The sequence below is a fragment of the Aeromonas sobria genome, from assembly GCF_006243315.1.
GTDB lineage: Bacteria > Pseudomonadota > Gammaproteobacteria > Enterobacterales > Aeromonadaceae > Aeromonas > Aeromonas sobria_A.
In genome coordinates, this window is record NZ_NKWE01000032.1 from 12854 (window position 1) to 27961 (window position 15108).

Genomic DNA, 15108 nt, shown 5'->3' on the forward strand with positions numbered 1-15108 from the left:
GCTAAGGAGCTGCCATGAGCGTGCTGATCATTGCCGAACATCATCAGGGCCATCTGGCCGACAACGTGGCACAACTGGTCACCGCCGCCGCATCCATCGGCGGTCAGATCGATCTGCTGTTGCTGGGTCAGGGGCTGACCGAGGCGGGTGAAGAGGCGGCAGGTATCGGCGGTGTCGACAAGGTGCTGCTTGCCGAACATCCCCGGCTGGCTGACAGGCTGCTTGATGGGGTCGACAAGCTGTTGGCCAGCTGGTGTCAGGGGTACAGCCACTGCCTGATGGCGGCGAGTGCCATGGGCAAGGCGCTGCTGCCACAGGTGGCGGCCCGGCTCGGGGTGGAGATGCTCTCCGAGGTGATCGGCATCGAGAGCAGCGACACCTTCCTGCGCCCCATCTATGCGGGTAATGCCATCGCCAGAGTGGCAAGCTCTGCATCGGTCAAGGTGATGACGGTGCGGGCCACCGCTTTTGCCAAGGCGGCGACGGGCGGGCAGGCTCTCATCGAACGCTTGGTCGTGCCCGAATTCGCTGGTCGTACCCGGTTGGTCGAGCGTCGTGCGGTGCGCTCCAGCAGACCAGATTTGACCGCCGCCCGGGTGGTGGTCTCAGGTGGGCGAGCCCTTGGCTCCAAGGCGCAGTTTGCTTTGATAGAAGCGCTGGCCGACAAGCTGGGGGGGGCGGTGGGTGCGTCGCGGGCCGCCGTTGATGCGGGGTATGTCGCCAACGATCTGCAAGTGGGGCAGACCGGTAAGGTGGTGGCGCCTGAGCTCTATATCGCGGTCGGTATCTCGGGGGCCATCCAGCATCTGGCGGGGATGAAGGAGTCGAAGGTGATCGTGGCCATCAACAAGGACAGCGAGGCGCCCATTTTTCAGGTGGCGGACTACGGGCTGGTGGGGGATCTCTTCACCCTGCTGCCGGAGCTCACCGCCAAACTGTAAATTTGTCAGAAACGGCGCAGCTGTGGTCGTTTATGCGCTCTGCCCGCCATTTCTGTGCATGTTCCCTGCAAGCCCTGACCCGTTCAGGGCTTTTTCTGCTGCATGGGGGATGCAGCGTGACGGTAAAAGGTTGAGCCAGCTCCCAAAAAGCCTTTGATCCGGTGGCGGCTCTTGTGTAAAACCTGACAAGTCATCGATTCCTCTCATCCACTCACGGAAAGCGTCATGAGCAAACAGATTTACAACTTCTGCGCCGGCCCCGCCATGCTGCCGGTTGAAGTCATGGAGCGCGCCCAGCGCGAATTTTGTAATTTTCAGGGGCTGGGAGCCTCGGTCATGGAGCTTTCCCATCGCGGCAAGCCCTACATGGCGGTCGCCGAGAAGGCCGAAGCAGATCTGCGATCCCTGCTGGCGGTGCCGGACAACTACAAGGTGCTGTTCATGCACGGCGGTGGTCGCGGCCAGTTCTCTGCCGTGCCCATGAACCTGCTGGGCGGCGCCAACAAGAAAGCTGACTTCCTGCTGACCGGTGTCTGGTCCCAGAGTGCGGTGGATGAAGCCAAAAAGTATGGCGATATCCAGACCTTCCAAGGTGTTGCCAAGAACGGGCAGGGGGTTTCCCACCTGCTGCCGACCCCGGCGTTTCGCGCCGATGCGGCCTATGTTCACTACTGCCCGAACGAAACCATCGACGGCATCGAGATGTTTGACATCCCGGCTACCGGCGAGGTGCCGCTGGTGGCGGATCTCTCCTCCACCATTCTCTCCCGTCCCATGGATGTGAGCCGCTTTGGCATCATCTATGCCGGTGCCCAGAAAAATATCGGGCCGTCCGGGCTGGCTATTGCCATTGTGCGCGATGACCTGCTGGATCAGGCGAGAGCCGATGTGCCCTCGATTTTCGACTACAAGCTCACCGCCAAGAACGACTCCATGTTCAACACGCCGCCCACCTACGCTTGGTATCTGGCCGGTCTGGTGTTCGAGTGGCTCAAGGAACAGGGTGGCCTCGAGGCGATGGAAGCGCGCAACAAGGAGAAGGCGGACTTCCTGTACGACTATCTCGATCAGTCGAGCTTCTACGGCAATCAGGTGGATGTCAGCTGCCGTTCGCGGATGAACATCCCGTTCCAGCTGAAAAATGCCGAGCTGGACAAGCAGTTCCTGACTGAATCGGAAGCCGCAGGCCTGCTGGCCCTCAAAGGGCACCGCATCGTCGGTGGCATGCGTGCCAGCCTCTATAACGCCATGCCGCTGGATGGGGTAAAAGCGCTGGTGAGCTTTATGGATGGCTTTGCCAAGCGCCACGGCTGAGAAGAAACCACTCACCTGCTTGCAGGCGGCCTCTCGTGATAGCCCATGAGCCGCTTCCAGCTTTTTGCAGTGATTCAAGACGCAGGGGAGACTCCGGCGTCTTTTTTTCAACAGAACCAGCGCGCTGGCGTTCGCCGTGGGATTTCCCCTGAAAGTGCCCTTGCCGAGCGGGACGCAGGCTGTTAACGTCCGGACAGGCGTTTATTTTGAGATAGCACAGGAAGTCTATGAATTCGTTGCGTTTGGAACCCATTTCTCGTGTGGCCGGTGAGGTCAATCTGCCCGGCTCCAAAAGTGTCTCTAACCGTGCGCTGCTGCTGGCGGCGCTGGCCCGTGGCACCACCCGTCTGACCAACCTGCTCGACAGCGATGACATTCGTCATATGCTGGCTGCGCTGACCCAGCTCGGGGTCAAGTACAAGCTCTCCGCCGACAAGACCGAGTGCACCGTGCACGGTCTGGGCCGCAGCTTTGCGGTGAAAGAGCCGGTTAATCTGTTCCTCGGCAACGCCGGTACCGCCATGCGTCCGCTCTGCGCCGCGCTGTGCCTCGGCTCCGGTGAATATACCCTGGGCGGTGAGCCGCGCATGGAAGAGCGCCCCATTGGCCATCTGGTGGATGCCCTGCGTGAAGCGGGTGCCCATATCCAGTACCTGAAAAAAGATGGCTATCCGCCGCTGGTGGTGGACGCCAAGGGGCTGTGGGGCGGCGATGTCCATGTCGATGGCTCAGTCTCTAGCCAGTTCCTGACCGCGTTTTTGATGGCGGCGCCGATGGCGGCCGGTGATACCCGGATCCACATCAAGGGGGAGCTGGTCTCCAAGCCCTACATCGACATCACCCTGCACATCATGAAGCAGTTCGGGGTGGTCATCGAACATGACAACTACAAGCTGTTCTACATCAAGGGCAACCAGACCTACATCAGCCCGGGTGACTTTCTGGTGGAAGGGGATGCCTCCAGCGCCTCCTACTTCCTCGCGGCGGGCGCCATCAAGGGTAAGGTGCGGGTAACCGGCATCGGCAAGCACAGCATTCAGGGCGATATCCACTTCGCCGACGTGCTGGAGAAGATGGGTGCACGCATCACCTGGGGCGATGACTTCATCGAGGCTGAGCAGGCGCCGCTGCACGGGGTGGATATGGACATGAACCATATTCCCGATGCGGCCATGACCATCGCCGTTGCCGCGCTGTTTGCCGAGGGGCCGACCTCCATTCGCAATATCTACAACTGGCGGGTGAAGGAGACCGATCGTCTGCACGCCATGGCGACCGAACTGCGCAAGCTGGGTGTCGAGGTCGATGAGGGGCGGGACTTCATCACCGTGACCCCGCCGACCCAGCTCAAGCACGCCGAGATCGATACCTACAACGATCACCGTATCGCCATGTGCTTCTCGCTGGTTGCGCTGTCGGATACCCCGGTCACCATCAATGATCCCAAGTGCACCTCGAAGACCTTCCCGGATTACTTCGACAAGCTGGCCAGTATCAGCCAGCGTGGCTGATCACTGACAAACCCGTCATCATCGACGCTTCGGGCCCGCGCTGAGCGGGCCTTTTTGCCTTTCTTATCCGCCTCGCCAGTTCGCATATCATCATTTCAATAACTTGCAAGATTGACCCATAAAATAGTTTTGCGATTGCTGTAATTTCCTATTTACACATGCGCTGTCGCGGGCTATGTTGAGATTTCTTAATCGCAGTCATCTAGCAGGAAGCCTTGTCATGCAGCATCAAACCGACGACGTTCGTATCAGTGAAATCAAAGAGTTATTACCCCCGGTTGCGGTGCTTGAGAAGTTTCCGGCTACCGAGACCGCATCAAATACGGTCTTCGAATCCCGTCAGGCCATTCATCGGATCCTGACCGGTGAAGATGAGCGTCTGCTGGTGGTGATTGGCCCTTGCTCCATCCACGATCCGGTGGCCGCGCTGGAATATGGCAAGCGCCTCAAGGCGTTGCGCGATGAGCTGAAAGGTCAGCTGGAGATCGTGATGCGGGTCTATTTCGAAAAACCGCGTACCACAGTGGGTTGGAAGGGGCTGATCAACGACCCGTACCTCGACAACAGCTGCAAGATCAACGACGGTCTGCGCATTGGTCGCAAGCTGCTGCTGGATCTCAACGACATGGGGCTGCCGACCGCCTCCGAATTCCTCGACATGATCACTCCGCAATATGTGGCGGATCTGATGAGCTGGGGCGCGATCGGTGCCCGAACCACTGAATCCCAGGTGCACCGCGAGCTGGCCTCCGGTCTCTCCTGCCCGGTGGGCTTCAAGAATGGCACTGACGGCACCATCAAGGTCGCCATCGATGCGATCGGGGCTGCCAGTGCGCCGCACCACTTCCTCTCGGTTACCAAATATGGCCACTCCGCCATCGTGGCGACTCGCGGCAACCCGGATTGTCACATCATCCTGCGCGGTGGCCGTGAACCGAACTACAGCGCGGCCCATGTCAGCGAGGTGGTGAAGGGGCTGGAGAAGGCCGGTCTGCCGCAAAAGGTGATGATCGACTTTAGCCACGCCAACAGCAGCAAGCAGTTCAAGAACCAGATGGTGGTGGCCGAGGATGTGGCTGGCCAGCTGCGTGCCGGTAGCAAGGCGGTGTTTGGGGTGATGGTGGAGAGCCATCTGGTGGAAGGTCGTCAGGATCTGGTGGAAGGGTGTGAACTCACCGTCGGCCAGAGCATCACCGATGCCTGCATCGGCTGGGCCGACACCGAAGTGCTGCTGCGCAATCTGGCGGATGGTGTTGCCACCCGCAATGCCGTTTAACTGAGTTACAGGCTTCCTGCGTCATCGGAAGCCTTGTAGAACAGCTGCCATGCTGGCAACATGCTGTTTACACAAACTCATCGGATCAGTTCGCATATGGATTTGCAACGCTTCAAAGCCAATCTGGCGCTTCGGCTGTTTGCCTGGCGCTACATTCCCGTCATCGGATTTTGCGCCCCTGTTATCGAACAGATGAACGCCAGGGCGCTGCGTATTCGCATTCCCCTTGGCTGGCGTACCCGCAACCATCTGGGCAGCATGTACTTTGGTGCACTGGCGACCGGCGCCGATCTGGTGGGCGGTCTGCTGGTGATGGAGAAGGGGCGGCAGCGGCGCAAGAAGGTGCACTTCGCCTTCAAGGATGTGCAGGGGGAATTTCTGAAACGCCCGGAAGGGGATGTGCAGTTTGACTGCGCAGCGGGGGAGGAGATCGATGCCATGATCGACGAGTCGCTGGCGACCGGTCAGCGCATCAACCGCCCCATCCAGGTGGTGGCCACCTGTCCGTCATTGAACGGGGATGAGGCGATGGCGCGCTTTGTACTGACCTTGTCGATCAAGGCCAGCTAGCGGGTTGTCAGAGGCAGCCCCCTGACTCGGGGCGTTAGCCAATCTCCGGGCTGATGCCCTCTTTGACCACCACTTTCATGCCGTTGAAGTTGACGACTTGATCCGCCACGATTTTGCAGCGTTTGCGGGTTTCGATCTGGCCGTCTACTTCTACCAGACCTTCGGCGATCAGCGCCTTGGATGAGCCACCACAGTCGGCCCAACCCTGATGTTTGATAAGGTCACACAAGGCAACGAAGGGGTGGCCTTCGAGCAAAAACGTCTCCATGGAAAATCCTCTAGATGGATGAATGCCGATTACAGCAGGGCGGCTATTTTAGGCAGTTAAGTGAGGCAATGAAAGGAAAGGCCGGTATGTCAGGCGAAAAAGTGCCAGATAGTGCTGATCCGTGTGCCAATCCGCCAAAAATCGCGGGATACCGCCGCTGGCGGCCGTGACGTATCGTGACGCAGCCCGTCCCCGCTGGTGTGCCCACACTCTCCCCTGACTGTTAGGATCGGGTCACTCTCAATGGCCCAAGGAAATCCCCATGACACTTTCACGATTGCAACTGGCCCGCCTGCTAGTGGCGTGCAGCGCCCTTACCCTGTGCGGTGTCGCGCAGGCCAGTACTCCGGTGCAGATTTCGCTGCCCGGGGTCAATTTGCCCGCCTCCCATCAGGTAGAGGGGGCCCGCGCCTCGCTGCTCTATGGGCGCACCGGTCAGGTGAAGGGCATTGATTTGCCGATCTTCGCGCTGTCTGATGTGGATCAGTTCAGCGGTCTGCAACTCGGGATCTTCCTCGGCGCAGGGCGGGTGCGCCACCAGTTTAACGGGGTCGCCATCAACGCCATCAACTGGCACGAAGGGCAGGATACTGGCGTCAATCTGGGGCTGGTCAACCTGGCCAACAATGTGCAGGGGCTCAACTGGGGGGCGGTCAACATCGCCAAGGGCAACGCGCTGGCCAACGTCGGTCTGGTCAACTATGCCGAGCGCACCACCTTCCAGATTGGTTTTATCAATGCCACCCAGCATCTCGATGGCTTGCAGATCGGGTTGGCCAACTACGCCGCCAACGGCGTTTTCCCCATTTTGCCGCTGGTGAACTTCCAGAAATCGTTCTGACCAGGCGGTTCGCTTTGCGTTAAGGGCATCTGCTGATTACCCTGTGCCCCTTGCAACGTGTGACAGGTAAAAAGAGGTAATTGATGACGGCAGGGCAGATGAGTGCAATCGGGATCGGCTGGGATGTGCGTGGCTGGCAGGGCAGCGCCCAGGCGGTGGCCGTGGTGGGCTGGCAGGCTGATGCAAACAGCCTGCACTGGCTCGGGGTGTCGCCGCTGTTTCGCCTGAGCTCGCGGGTGGCACCGGATCTGGCCGCTCTGCTGCGTCCGGCCCTGCAAAATGAGACCGCGTTGGTGCAGGTCGAGGCCTGCCCGCAACTGGCGCTCGGTATCGATGCGCCGCTCGCCTTTCCCCGCGCTTTGCGGGGTCTGCTCAACGGCCAGCCACACAGCTGCGCCGCCCCCGAGCGGGAGATAGACAACCCCTACGCCTATCGCGACTGCGAGCGCTGGCTGTATCAGCAGTACGGCAAGAAGCCCCTCTCGGCCACCTTCGACCGGCTCGGCAACAACGCTACCCTGGCGCTCTCCATGCTGCCCAATCTTGCGGATCTGCAACTGGTGCCCAAGGTGCAGGCCAGCCGCGCCGTGCTGGAGGTCTATCCGGCACTGGCCAAAGTCGGCGGCAAGGCATCTCCGGCACGGCCCGAGCTGGCTTCGCTGCTGCCTGATGATGTGGTACCGGATACGGATCGCTACGATGCGGCGCTCTGCGCCCTGATGGCGTTGCAATATGCCGCTGGTGGCAAAGTGGCTGCGCTGCCCGCACTGGTGCAACCGCCAAGTGACATGCCTCGTGATGAGGGTTGGGTCTATCACTTTGCTCGCTAGTGTGGTGTTGAGCGCAATGGATATGACGGACGTGGGGCGGCGCATAATGGCGCCGCTCACTGTTCCGAATTTGGCTAAATGGTGCAAAAAACCTGTCTTTAGTCAGGAAATTGCCTGTTCATCCCGCACCAAGGTGGCGCATCGTTATCTTCATCCGATATATTGCCCACCTTGCTGATCCTTTGCTGTGGTATTCCAGATGAAATCCGTTCTCTCTATTCAGTCCCACGTGGTCTTTGGCTGTGCCGGTAACAGCGCGGCCGTCTTCCCCATGCGCCGCCTTGGTATGGATGTATGGCCCATCAACACGGTGCAGTTTTCCAACCATACCCAATATGCCCAGGGGTGGCAGGGGATGGCGATGCCAGCTGGCCATATCAGCGCACTGGTTGAGGGATTGGGTAATATCGAGGTGCTCGGTGGCTGTGACGCCGTGCTGAGCGGCTATCTCGGCTCCGCCGAGCAGGGAGACGAGATCCTGACTGTGGTCAAGGCCGTCAAGGCGGCCAACCCCGCTGCCATCTATTTCTGTGACCCCGTGATGGGCCATCCGGAGAAGGGGTGTATCGTCGCCCCCGGCGTCACCCGTTTTCTGACCGAGCAGGCGCTGCCGGTTGCCGACATGATGGCCCCCAACCTGCTGGAGCTGGAGACCCTCTGCGATACCCTGCTCGCGGATCTGGACCAGACCCGCGCCGCCGCCCATCAGCTGCTGGCCCGTGGCGTCAAGCTGGTGTTGGTCAAGCATCTCGGTCGTGCGGCGCAGGACTCCAGCCGCTTCGAGATGCTGCTGGCAACCCCGCAAGGGGATTACCTGATTGCCCGTCCGCTCTACGACTTTGCCCGCCAGCCGGTGGGTGTTGGCGATCTCATCAGCGCCCTGATGCTGGCCAACCTGCTGGCAGGTCACGATGCGGTCAGTGCGTTCGAGCGCACCAATGCCTCGGTGGATGCGGTGCTGCAAGAGACCTGGCGCCAGCAGGCGTACGAGCTGCAACTGATCGCCGCGCAAGATGCCTTTGCCCTGCCAGAGGTTGAAGTGCGAGCGGTGAAACTGCCCTGAGTCAACGCGGACTTTCGTCTATCCCGACAAGGGATGGGCTGCAGATTAAAAAGGCTTGCCAATGGGCAAGCCTTTTTGCTGTTTGCCGCGTTGATTGCGGCAAATCAATCAGGCGCGGGGATGGCGGAGGCGATAACGCTCTGCCATGGCATTGGCCGCTACCATGGCAGCGTAGACATCCTGTTCACTCACGGTCATCGGCATGTTGCCCATGGTATCGAGGGGATCGCAAGCCAGCTGCGCCACCTTGCGCCACTCGCTTTCATGGAAGTGGGTGAGCCCAAGCTCTTGCAGCGTCATCGGCAGGCCAGCACAGTCGATGATACGAAACACCTCATCAAGTTCATGTTGTGGGGCGCGTTCAAGCACGAGCTGGGTCAGCAGGCCAAAGACCACCTTCTCGCCATGCTGGGCACGATGGAGATCCGCGATCAGTGATATGCCATTGTTGACAGCATGAGCGGCGGCCAGCCCACCGGCTTCCGCGCCGACCCCGCTGAGGTAGATGGTGGCCTCGATGACCTGCTCCAGCGCCGGAGTCGATACATGGTGGCGTATCGCATCCATGGCCAGCTCGATGTTTTCCCCCAACAGCTCGTAACAGAGCTTTGCAAGGCCAAGCCCGGTACGTGAAGGACGCTTGCCGACCAGATTGAGCCCGTCCGCCCGATAGCAGGCGCGTGCCTCGAAATAGGTGGCCAGGGCATCGCCGACGCCCGCAGAAAAGAAGCGGGGCGGGGCGGCGGCAATGATGGCCGTGTCAGCCAGCACCACGTCCGGATTTTGCGGCAGGAACAGATAGCGCTCAAATTCTCCCGCCTGGTTGTAGATCACTGCCAATGCCGTACAGGGGGCATCCGTGGAGGCGATCGTCGGGAACAGCACAACCGGACGGCGCAGATAGAAGGCTACGGCCTTGGCGACATCCAGCGTCTTGCCACCGCCGATCCCGACAATCACGTTCGCGCCATATTGCTCTGCAAGGTGGGTCAGGCGGTGGATCTCCTGTTCGGTGCATTCGTAGCGAAACTTGTCGACTACTCCCCTGAGGCCTGCCTGCAGGATCCCCGCCAGGGCCTCTTCCCGCACCCGCTCAAGAATGAACTCATCGCTGATGAGCAGCGCATTGTCACCAAAATCTTTAACGTGTTCATGGAGTTGCGGGAGAAGGTGTTGACCGATGATGAACTTTTTGGGGGAGGTAACTGTACGGGGCAAAGTGGGCATCCATTATTCCTCAAGGCAGTGAACAACATAGATTTGATTATCAAATGGGTCTCTCACGATACGCCTGATGAGTCAATAGATGAAGAAGAAAAGGGGGGTGTTTTAATCATTAATTAATCTTTCTATTTGTTTGGTTGTATTTTGGGGCGAGCGATTGGCGGTTTTGAGGCATACAGGAGCAATGGCTGTATCGTGGCAATCTGTCGCAAGCCATATCGCTGCAACAAACAGTAGTGTTGCAAACAGTTGGGCCGTTTAGTGCGGCCCTACTGTTTTTGGATAAGGGATAAGGGATAAGGGGTAGAGGATGGTCAGAGCGGTTTGTAGAAGATGACTGTTGCCGCGAGTTCGCCATCGGCGCCGAGCGCAAAGCCCGGGATCTGGCCCGCTTCCTGATAGCCGAGCTGGCGATATAGGTGGGAAGCCACGTCACCGGCACGGGTATCCAGCACCAGCAAGGAGCGGCCAGCCTCACGGGCGCCTTGCTCCATCGCCAGCATCAGCGCACGGCCAACGCCTTGACCTCTCGCTGCTTGCAGCACCATCAGTTTTTCCACTTCACCCCGGTGGTGGCCGTTGGCCTTGCCGCAGAGCGCGATCTGAACGGCCCCCACGATCTGTTGCTGCTCAAGGGCAAGCCACAGCTTTCGGCGGCCTGCCGCCAGATCCGACTCCACCCCTTGCCAGTAGCTGACACCTTCTTCCATGGACAGCGGGGGTAAAAAACCGACCGAGGCGCCGCTATCGACACAATCTTGCAGTAGGGCGATGAGCGCGCTTTGGTTGGTCGCTGTGCGATTAACTTCCAGAATTTCCATCTGACATCCTTGTCGTTATGTTTCGGACGGGCCGCAAACGTGTGGGGAACCGTCGTTTGCTTAATGGGGCTCTGCTTGTGCTGCCAGTCAGTGGTTGGCGTGAGAGCGATGTATCAACGGATCAGCCCCTGCTCAACCAGCCAGGTAAACAGCAGGCGGGAGACGGGGGAGAGTTCATCGAGATGAGTGCTGTCGAGCCAGCGCAGCTCGGCAATTTCGGCCGAAGCGAGCGGGGTGCCGCTGGCTTCGCCGGTGTAGCAGCGCAGTCGCACCTCGACCCCAGCCGGTTTGCCATCGGCTTGGGCGCTGAACTCGCAGGCAAAGCGCAGGGTGTCGGGTTGCAGGGTGACAGCCAGCTCCTCTTCAATCTCGCGGATAAGTGCTGCCTCATCGCTTTCGCCCGGTTCCCGCTTGCCGCCCGGGATGTAGTAAATGGCCTTGCCGTGGGAGCGGGCGCAGAGCAGCTGCTGATCCTTGAAGGTGAGCCAGGCCAGTTTGTCGATCATCCGTTTTCTCTCCGATGGGGTTGCCGTGATGGGCCGGGGCGCAGTCAAGCGCGCCGCTGTTTTGCATGCTGGCAGCCTAACAAATATAAAGTTGAGTCCCAAGGGGAAAGAGGGGAGAGGCCGGAAACGCACTGTTTCCAGCACGGTGACTGCGTTGATGAAATGGTGCGCAAGTGCAGGCTCGCCGCTGCTAAAAAAGCGGGTTGGCGCACACCAGCACGGGCCCGGACTGGGCGAACGCAGGGGCCTTGTGGTTTAATCTTGCCACTTTAGCGGTAGTGGGCGATGGGCCTGCTACCTGACGTGGGCAAGATGCAGGTGAGCAAGATGCAGATAGCAGCAGAGAGCAAGTTTATCGGACTCGGGGTAGCGGGCAATTTCGCCGGTCATCTGGAGCAAGCAGGCGAAGCGTCAGACTTCGTAGCGGTGGTGGTGCGTGATACCACGGCGCCCAAGGCGCTGTTCCCCTTCTTCGTGCCGGGTCACCCGGGCCAGCTTGGGGTGTTCCCCTTAAGCGACAAGGCGGTGTTCCTGCCGGAGGCGGCGGTCAGCGGTGACGAGAAGGTGCAGATCGAGCCGGAAGTGGCCCTCTGGTGCGAGCTGGAGTATGCCGACAAGCAGGTGGTGGCGATCCATCCCCGCGCCTTTGGTGCCTACAACGACTGCTCCATCCGCCGTCCCAACGCCAAGAAGATCAGCGAGAAGAAGAACTGGGGCGAAGAGAGCAAGGGGCTGGCGGCCAAGCTGCTGCCACTTTCCAGTTTTGCCGCCGGTTGCGAACTCGATGACTATCGCATCGCCTGCTATCTGGAGCGGGACGGTGAGCTGCACACTTACGGGGTAGACAGCGCCGCCATCGATTACAGCTACTTCCACGGTCAGCTGCTCGACTGGGCCATCGACAAGTTCAACCATCAGCAGGACCAGGGCCCGGCAGAGCACATTCAGGGGCTGCTGGCGCAGGCGGGACACCCTCCCCACGCCCTGATCAGCATCGGTGCCACCCGCTATACCCCGTTTGGCGAGACCCACTTCCTCAAACCGGGCGATACCGCCTGCGTGGTGGTGTATCCGGGCAGCCGTTATAGCGAAGCGGATATCCGCGAGGCGATCCGCACCCGCAGCTTTGGCGCCGATGTGTCGGTATTGCTGCAGGCGGTGCAGGCGCGCTAATCAACCACAGTCTGCCCTGCACCAGCAGGGCAGACTGCTCAGGTTTGTTGCTGGAGGCTTGTTTGAATGGATGGTCAAATAGAGCGCTCGACTTACTTTATCCAGTGGCTTGCCTTAGAATTCCCCATTTTTCAGGGGCGCTGGCCGTTCATGCTTGAGCTCAAAACGATAGCCTTGTTTCTGGTTACGGCTTTTTTCGAGATCCTTGGTTGTTATTTGCCATATCTCTGGCTGACCCAAGGTCGCAGCATCTGGTTACTGCTACCCGCAGCATTGAGTCTCATGCTGTTTGCCTGGTTGTTGTCGTTGCATCCGACCGCGGCTGGACGCGTCTATGCGGCCTATGGTGGTGTGTACATCTTCGTGGCTATTTGCTGGCTCTGGCTAGTGGATGGTATTCGGCCCAGTATGTGGGATCTTGTCGGCTCTTTCGTTGCCTTAATAGGGATGGCTATCATCATGTTCGCCCCTCGTCATGGATAAGATGATGGGGAAAACGCTGAGGGCTAGCCTCGCTCTCAACAGAGAAATCATCATGCAGATTGGATACGCGAACGCGGAAGATCATCACCCCCTTATCGAGCTGTGGGAGGCCTCGGTGCGGGCCACCCACCACTTCCTGCCAGAGGCCGAGATCCTGGCCCTCAAACCCCTTATTCTCGAACACTACTTCGATGCGGTGGCACTGCACTGTGCCCGCACAGAAGAGGGGAACATTGCGGGCTTTAGCGGATTGCACGAGGGCAAGCTGGAGATGCTGTTTGTGGCCCCCGAGGCGCGCGGCGGTGGTGTGGGTCGTCTGCTGGTGGAACATGCCATCGGTCAGGGTGGTGTGACGCAGGTTGACGTCAACGAGCAGAACGAACAGGCGGTGGGCTTCTATCTGAAGATGGGGTTCACCGTGACGGGCCGCTCAGCGCTGGATGGTCAGGGCAAGCCCTATCCGCTGCTGCATATGGCGCTGGCGATGCGCTAGTCGCTCCTGATGAGGAGTGGTACCCATAAACGAACGGGGGATGGCGTGTGCCATCCCCCGTTTTTTGATCCCGCCTGTTACTTGCTGGCGACTTTGCTCACCACCTTGATCAGCTGATAGCGCAGAGAGGACGCATCGGCCGGTACATCGGTGAGCTGCTCCTTGCTGACGCTGAGCTGGTACTGGTAGCCCGGCTCGAACTGGAAGCCCTCGATCTGCTGATAGAAGAAGGTCCAGGGTTGCTGTTCGTCACTGCGCACTTGCATGCATTGCATCGGGCCAACCCCGACGCAATCGACCAGCTGGCTGTTGATATAGAGGGTCTCCCCCTGTGATGGGGCGGGTGCGCTCTGGCAGGCGGTCAGCAGCAGGGCGGCGCTGATAAACAGTGGTTTCATGATGGGCTCCTTCAAAGGGAAAGGGGGGCATTAGAGCGGCAAACAAAAAGGCGGTCAATGACCGCCTTTGTAACAAATTATGTTGATTCAGCCTGTTAGCGCTGCTCGAGCGGAACGAATTCCCGCTGTGGCTGGCCGATATAGAGCTGACGGGGACGACCGATCTTCTGGTCAGGATCCGAGTGCATTTCGTTCCAGTGGGCAATCCAGCCAATGGTCCGAGAGATGGCGAAGATCACGGTGAACATGCTCATCGGGATCCCGATCGCCTTCATGATGATGCCGGAGTAGAAGTCCACGTTGGGGTAGAGCTTCTTCTCGACGAAGTAGGGGTCGGAGAGCGCAATGCGCTCCAGCTCCATGGCGACATCCAGCAGCGGATCTTTGATCTGCAATTCGGTCAGCACTTCGTGACAGGTTTGACGCATCACCTGGGCACGAGGGTCGTGGTTCTTGTAGACCCGGTGGCCGAAGCCCATCAGACGGAACGGATCGTTCTTGTCTTTGGCTTTGGCGATGAACTCGGGAATGCGATCCACCGAGCCGATCTCTTCCAGCATGCGCAGGCAGGCTTCGTTGGCACCGCCGTGAGCCGGGCCCCACAGGGAGGCGATCCCCGCAGCGATACAGGCGAACGGGTTGGCACCGGAGGAGCCAGCCAGACGGACGGTAGAGGTGGAGGCATTCTGCTCGTGATCAGCATGGAGGGTAAAAATACGATCCATGGCCCGTTCGACGGTGGGGTTGACCTTGTACTCTTCGGTCGGCACGCCAAACATCATGTGCAGGAAGTTGCCCGCATAGGAGAGGGCGTTACGGGGCTGCATAAACGGCTGACCGATGGAGTATTTGTAACACATGGCGGCCAGGGTCGGCATCTTGGAGAGCAGACGGAAGGCGCAGATCTCGCGGTGCTGCTCGTTGTTGATATCGAGGGCATCGTGGTAGAAGGCGGAGAGGGCGCTGACTACACCACACATGATGGCCATGGGGTGGGAGTCACGACGAAAGCCGCGGAAGAAGAAGGCGATCTGCTCGTGCACCATGGTGTGACGGGTCACCAGTCGGTGGAACTCGGCATATTGTGCCTTGGTCGGTGCTTCTCCGTAGAGCAGGATGTAGCAGACTTCGAGGTAGCTCGATTGCATCGCCAGTTGGGCGATGGGGAAACCACGGTGCAGCAAGACACCCTGATCGCCGTCGATGTAGGTAATAGCGGATTTGCAAGAACCGGTGGCCATAAAACCGGGGTCGAAGGTGAAATACCCTTGGGCGCCCAATTTTCTGACATCGATGACATCCGGTCCGATCGTACCAGAGAGAATAGGCAGTTCGACCGGATCTTTTCCGGGTAGGTGTAGGGTGGCTATTTTATCAGCCATAGCACGTCTCCTTT

At 59.4% G+C, this 15108-nt stretch carries 17 protein-coding genes; 11 read left to right on the top strand and 6 right to left on the bottom strand.

Translation table 11 applies throughout. The features are described 5' to 3' along the window. The first annotated feature begins 14 nt into the window (after positions 1-14). From CF137_RS10960 to CF137_RS10980, 5 genes are all read left to right on the top strand, one after another. On the top strand, positions 15-941 hold the full coding sequence (locus CF137_RS10960) for an electron transfer flavoprotein subunit alpha/FixB family protein (RefSeq protein WP_139719016.1): 927 nt from the start codon (positions 15-17) through the stop codon (positions 939-941). A gap of 225 nt (positions 942-1166) precedes the next feature. Then, positions 1167-2255 (top strand): 3-phosphoserine/phosphohydroxythreonine transaminase, encoded by a 1089-nt coding sequence (gene serC / locus CF137_RS10965; RefSeq protein WP_139719017.1) that lies wholly within the window; start codon positions 1167-1169, stop codon positions 2253-2255. Positions 2256-2482: 227 nt separating this feature from the next. After that, on the top strand, positions 2483-3766 hold the full coding sequence (gene aroA / locus CF137_RS10970; protein ID WP_042023927.1) for a 3-phosphoshikimate 1-carboxyvinyltransferase: 1284 nt from the start codon (positions 2483-2485) through the stop codon (positions 3764-3766). 220 nt (positions 3767-3986) lie between these two features. Next, positions 3987-5042: a 3-deoxy-7-phosphoheptulonate synthase AroG gene (aroG, locus tag CF137_RS10975; protein WP_139693587.1), complete on the top strand. Its 1056-nt coding sequence runs from the start codon at positions 3987-3989 to the stop codon at positions 5040-5042. Positions 5043-5138: 96 nt separating this feature from the next. Then, positions 5139-5612 (top strand): DUF4442 domain-containing protein, encoded by a 474-nt coding sequence (locus tag CF137_RS10980; protein WP_162515645.1) that lies wholly within the window; start codon positions 5139-5141, stop codon positions 5610-5612. Between the two features lie 34 nt (positions 5613-5646). Here the strand turns inward: CF137_RS10980 and ybcJ are convergent, their stop codons facing one another. Beyond that, positions 5647-5880 (bottom strand): ribosome-associated protein YbcJ, encoded by a 234-nt coding sequence (ybcJ, locus tag CF137_RS10985; protein WP_139719018.1) that lies wholly within the window; start codon positions 5878-5880, stop codon positions 5647-5649. Positions 5881-6157: 277 nt separating this feature from the next. Between ybcJ and CF137_RS10990 the strand changes: the two genes are divergently transcribed. The 3 genes from CF137_RS10990 to pdxY all read left to right on the top strand — a co-directional run bounded on the left by CF137_RS10990 (position 6158) and on the right by pdxY (position 8614). Beyond that, positions 6158-6721, top strand: coding sequence for a VC2662 family protein (locus CF137_RS10990; RefSeq protein WP_139719031.1), 564 nt, complete (start codon positions 6158-6160; stop codon positions 6719-6721). Between the two features lie 83 nt (positions 6722-6804). Further along, positions 6805-7551, top strand: coding sequence for a DUF429 domain-containing protein (locus tag CF137_RS10995; protein WP_139719019.1), 747 nt, complete (start codon positions 6805-6807; stop codon positions 7549-7551). A gap of 199 nt (positions 7552-7750) precedes the next feature. Next, positions 7751-8614: a pyridoxal kinase PdxY gene (gene pdxY, locus CF137_RS11000; RefSeq protein ID WP_139719020.1), complete on the top strand. Its 864-nt coding sequence runs from the start codon at positions 7751-7753 to the stop codon at positions 8612-8614. Between the two features lie 108 nt (positions 8615-8722). On the opposite strand, the gene CF137_RS11005 is transcribed toward pdxY, so the two are convergent. The 3 genes from CF137_RS11005 to CF137_RS11015 all read right to left on the bottom strand — a co-directional run bounded on the left by CF137_RS11005 (position 8723) and on the right by CF137_RS11015 (position 11165). Further along, a complete protein-coding gene (locus tag CF137_RS11005) occupies positions 8723-9841 on the bottom strand; it encodes a glycerol dehydrogenase (protein WP_139719021.1) in 1119 nt (372 codons plus the stop codon). 311 nt (positions 9842-10152) lie between these two features. Continuing rightward, positions 10153-10659 carry a GNAT family N-acetyltransferase gene (locus tag CF137_RS11010; protein ID WP_139719022.1) on the bottom strand — a complete coding sequence of 169 codons (507 nt, stop codon included), beginning with the start codon at positions 10657-10659 and terminating at the stop codon, positions 10153-10155. Between the two features lie 113 nt (positions 10660-10772). After that, positions 10773-11165, bottom strand: coding sequence for an NUDIX hydrolase (locus CF137_RS11015; RefSeq protein ID WP_139719023.1), 393 nt, complete (start codon positions 11163-11165; stop codon positions 10773-10775). 327 nt (positions 11166-11492) lie between these two features. Between CF137_RS11015 and CF137_RS11020 the strand changes: the two genes are divergently transcribed. The 3 genes from CF137_RS11020 (at position 11493) to CF137_RS11030 (ending at position 13314) form a co-directional block, all read left to right on the top strand. Then, positions 11493-12338 (top strand): DUF5718 family protein, encoded by an 846-nt coding sequence (locus CF137_RS11020; RefSeq protein ID WP_101316121.1) that lies wholly within the window; start codon positions 11493-11495, stop codon positions 12336-12338. 150 nt (positions 12339-12488) lie between these two features. After that, entirely contained in the window at positions 12489-12821 is a 333-nt protein-coding gene (locus CF137_RS11025; RefSeq protein WP_101347059.1) for a YnfA family protein, read from the top strand. Between the two features lie 52 nt (positions 12822-12873). After that, a complete protein-coding gene (locus CF137_RS11030) occupies positions 12874-13314 on the top strand; it encodes an acetyltransferase (protein WP_139719024.1) in 441 nt (146 codons plus the stop codon). A 77-nt stretch (positions 13315-13391) separates the two neighbouring features. Here CF137_RS11030 and CF137_RS11035 read toward each other — a convergent pair whose 3' ends face one another. Beyond that, positions 13392-13712: a DUF4377 domain-containing protein gene (locus CF137_RS11035; RefSeq protein ID WP_101347060.1), complete on the bottom strand. Its 321-nt coding sequence runs from the start codon at positions 13710-13712 to the stop codon at positions 13392-13394. Positions 13713-13807: 95 nt separating this feature from the next. Beyond that, on the bottom strand, positions 13808-15094 hold the full coding sequence (locus tag CF137_RS11040) for a citrate synthase (RefSeq protein WP_068978418.1): 1287 nt from the start codon (positions 15092-15094) through the stop codon (positions 13808-13810). Between the last annotated feature and the right edge of the window lie 14 nt (positions 15095-15108).

Coding starts and splice junctions, on each gene's coding strand:
- CF137_RS10960 (WP_139719016.1), top strand. CDS start 15: ATGAGCGTGCTGATCATTGCCGAACATCATCAGGGCCATCTGGCCGAC.
- serC (WP_139719017.1), top strand. CDS start 1,167: ATGAGCAAACAGATTTACAACTTCTGCGCCGGCCCCGCCATGCTGCCG.
- aroA (WP_042023927.1), top strand. CDS start 2,483: ATGAATTCGTTGCGTTTGGAACCCATTTCTCGTGTGGCCGGTGAGGTC.
- aroG (WP_139693587.1), top strand. CDS start 3,987: ATGCAGCATCAAACCGACGACGTTCGTATCAGTGAAATCAAAGAGTTA.
- CF137_RS10980 (WP_162515645.1), top strand. CDS start 5,139: ATGGATTTGCAACGCTTCAAAGCCAATCTGGCGCTTCGGCTGTTTGCC.
- ybcJ (WP_139719018.1), bottom strand. CDS start 5,880: ATGGAGACGTTTTTGCTCGAAGGCCACCCCTTCGTTGCCTTGTGTGAC.
- CF137_RS10995 (WP_139719019.1), top strand. CDS start 6,805: ATGACGGCAGGGCAGATGAGTGCAATCGGGATCGGCTGGGATGTGCGT.
- pdxY (WP_139719020.1), top strand. CDS start 7,751: ATGAAATCCGTTCTCTCTATTCAGTCCCACGTGGTCTTTGGCTGTGCC.
- CF137_RS11005 (WP_139719021.1), bottom strand. CDS start 9,841: ATGCCCACTTTGCCCCGTACAGTTACCTCCCCCAAAAAGTTCATCATC.
- CF137_RS11010 (WP_139719022.1), bottom strand. CDS start 10,659: ATGGAAATTCTGGAAGTTAATCGCACAGCGACCAACCAAAGCGCGCTC.
- CF137_RS11015 (WP_139719023.1), bottom strand. CDS start 11,165: ATGATCGACAAACTGGCCTGGCTCACCTTCAAGGATCAGCAGCTGCTC.
- CF137_RS11020 (WP_101316121.1), top strand. CDS start 11,493: ATGCAGATAGCAGCAGAGAGCAAGTTTATCGGACTCGGGGTAGCGGGC.
- CF137_RS11025 (WP_101347059.1), top strand. CDS start 12,489: ATGCTTGAGCTCAAAACGATAGCCTTGTTTCTGGTTACGGCTTTTTTC.
- CF137_RS11030 (WP_139719024.1), top strand. CDS start 12,874: ATGCAGATTGGATACGCGAACGCGGAAGATCATCACCCCCTTATCGAG.
- CF137_RS11035 (WP_101347060.1), bottom strand. CDS start 13,712: ATGAAACCACTGTTTATCAGCGCCGCCCTGCTGCTGACCGCCTGCCAG.
- CF137_RS11040 (WP_068978418.1), bottom strand. CDS start 15,094: ATGGCTGATAAAATAGCCACCCTACACCTACCCGGAAAAGATCCGGTC.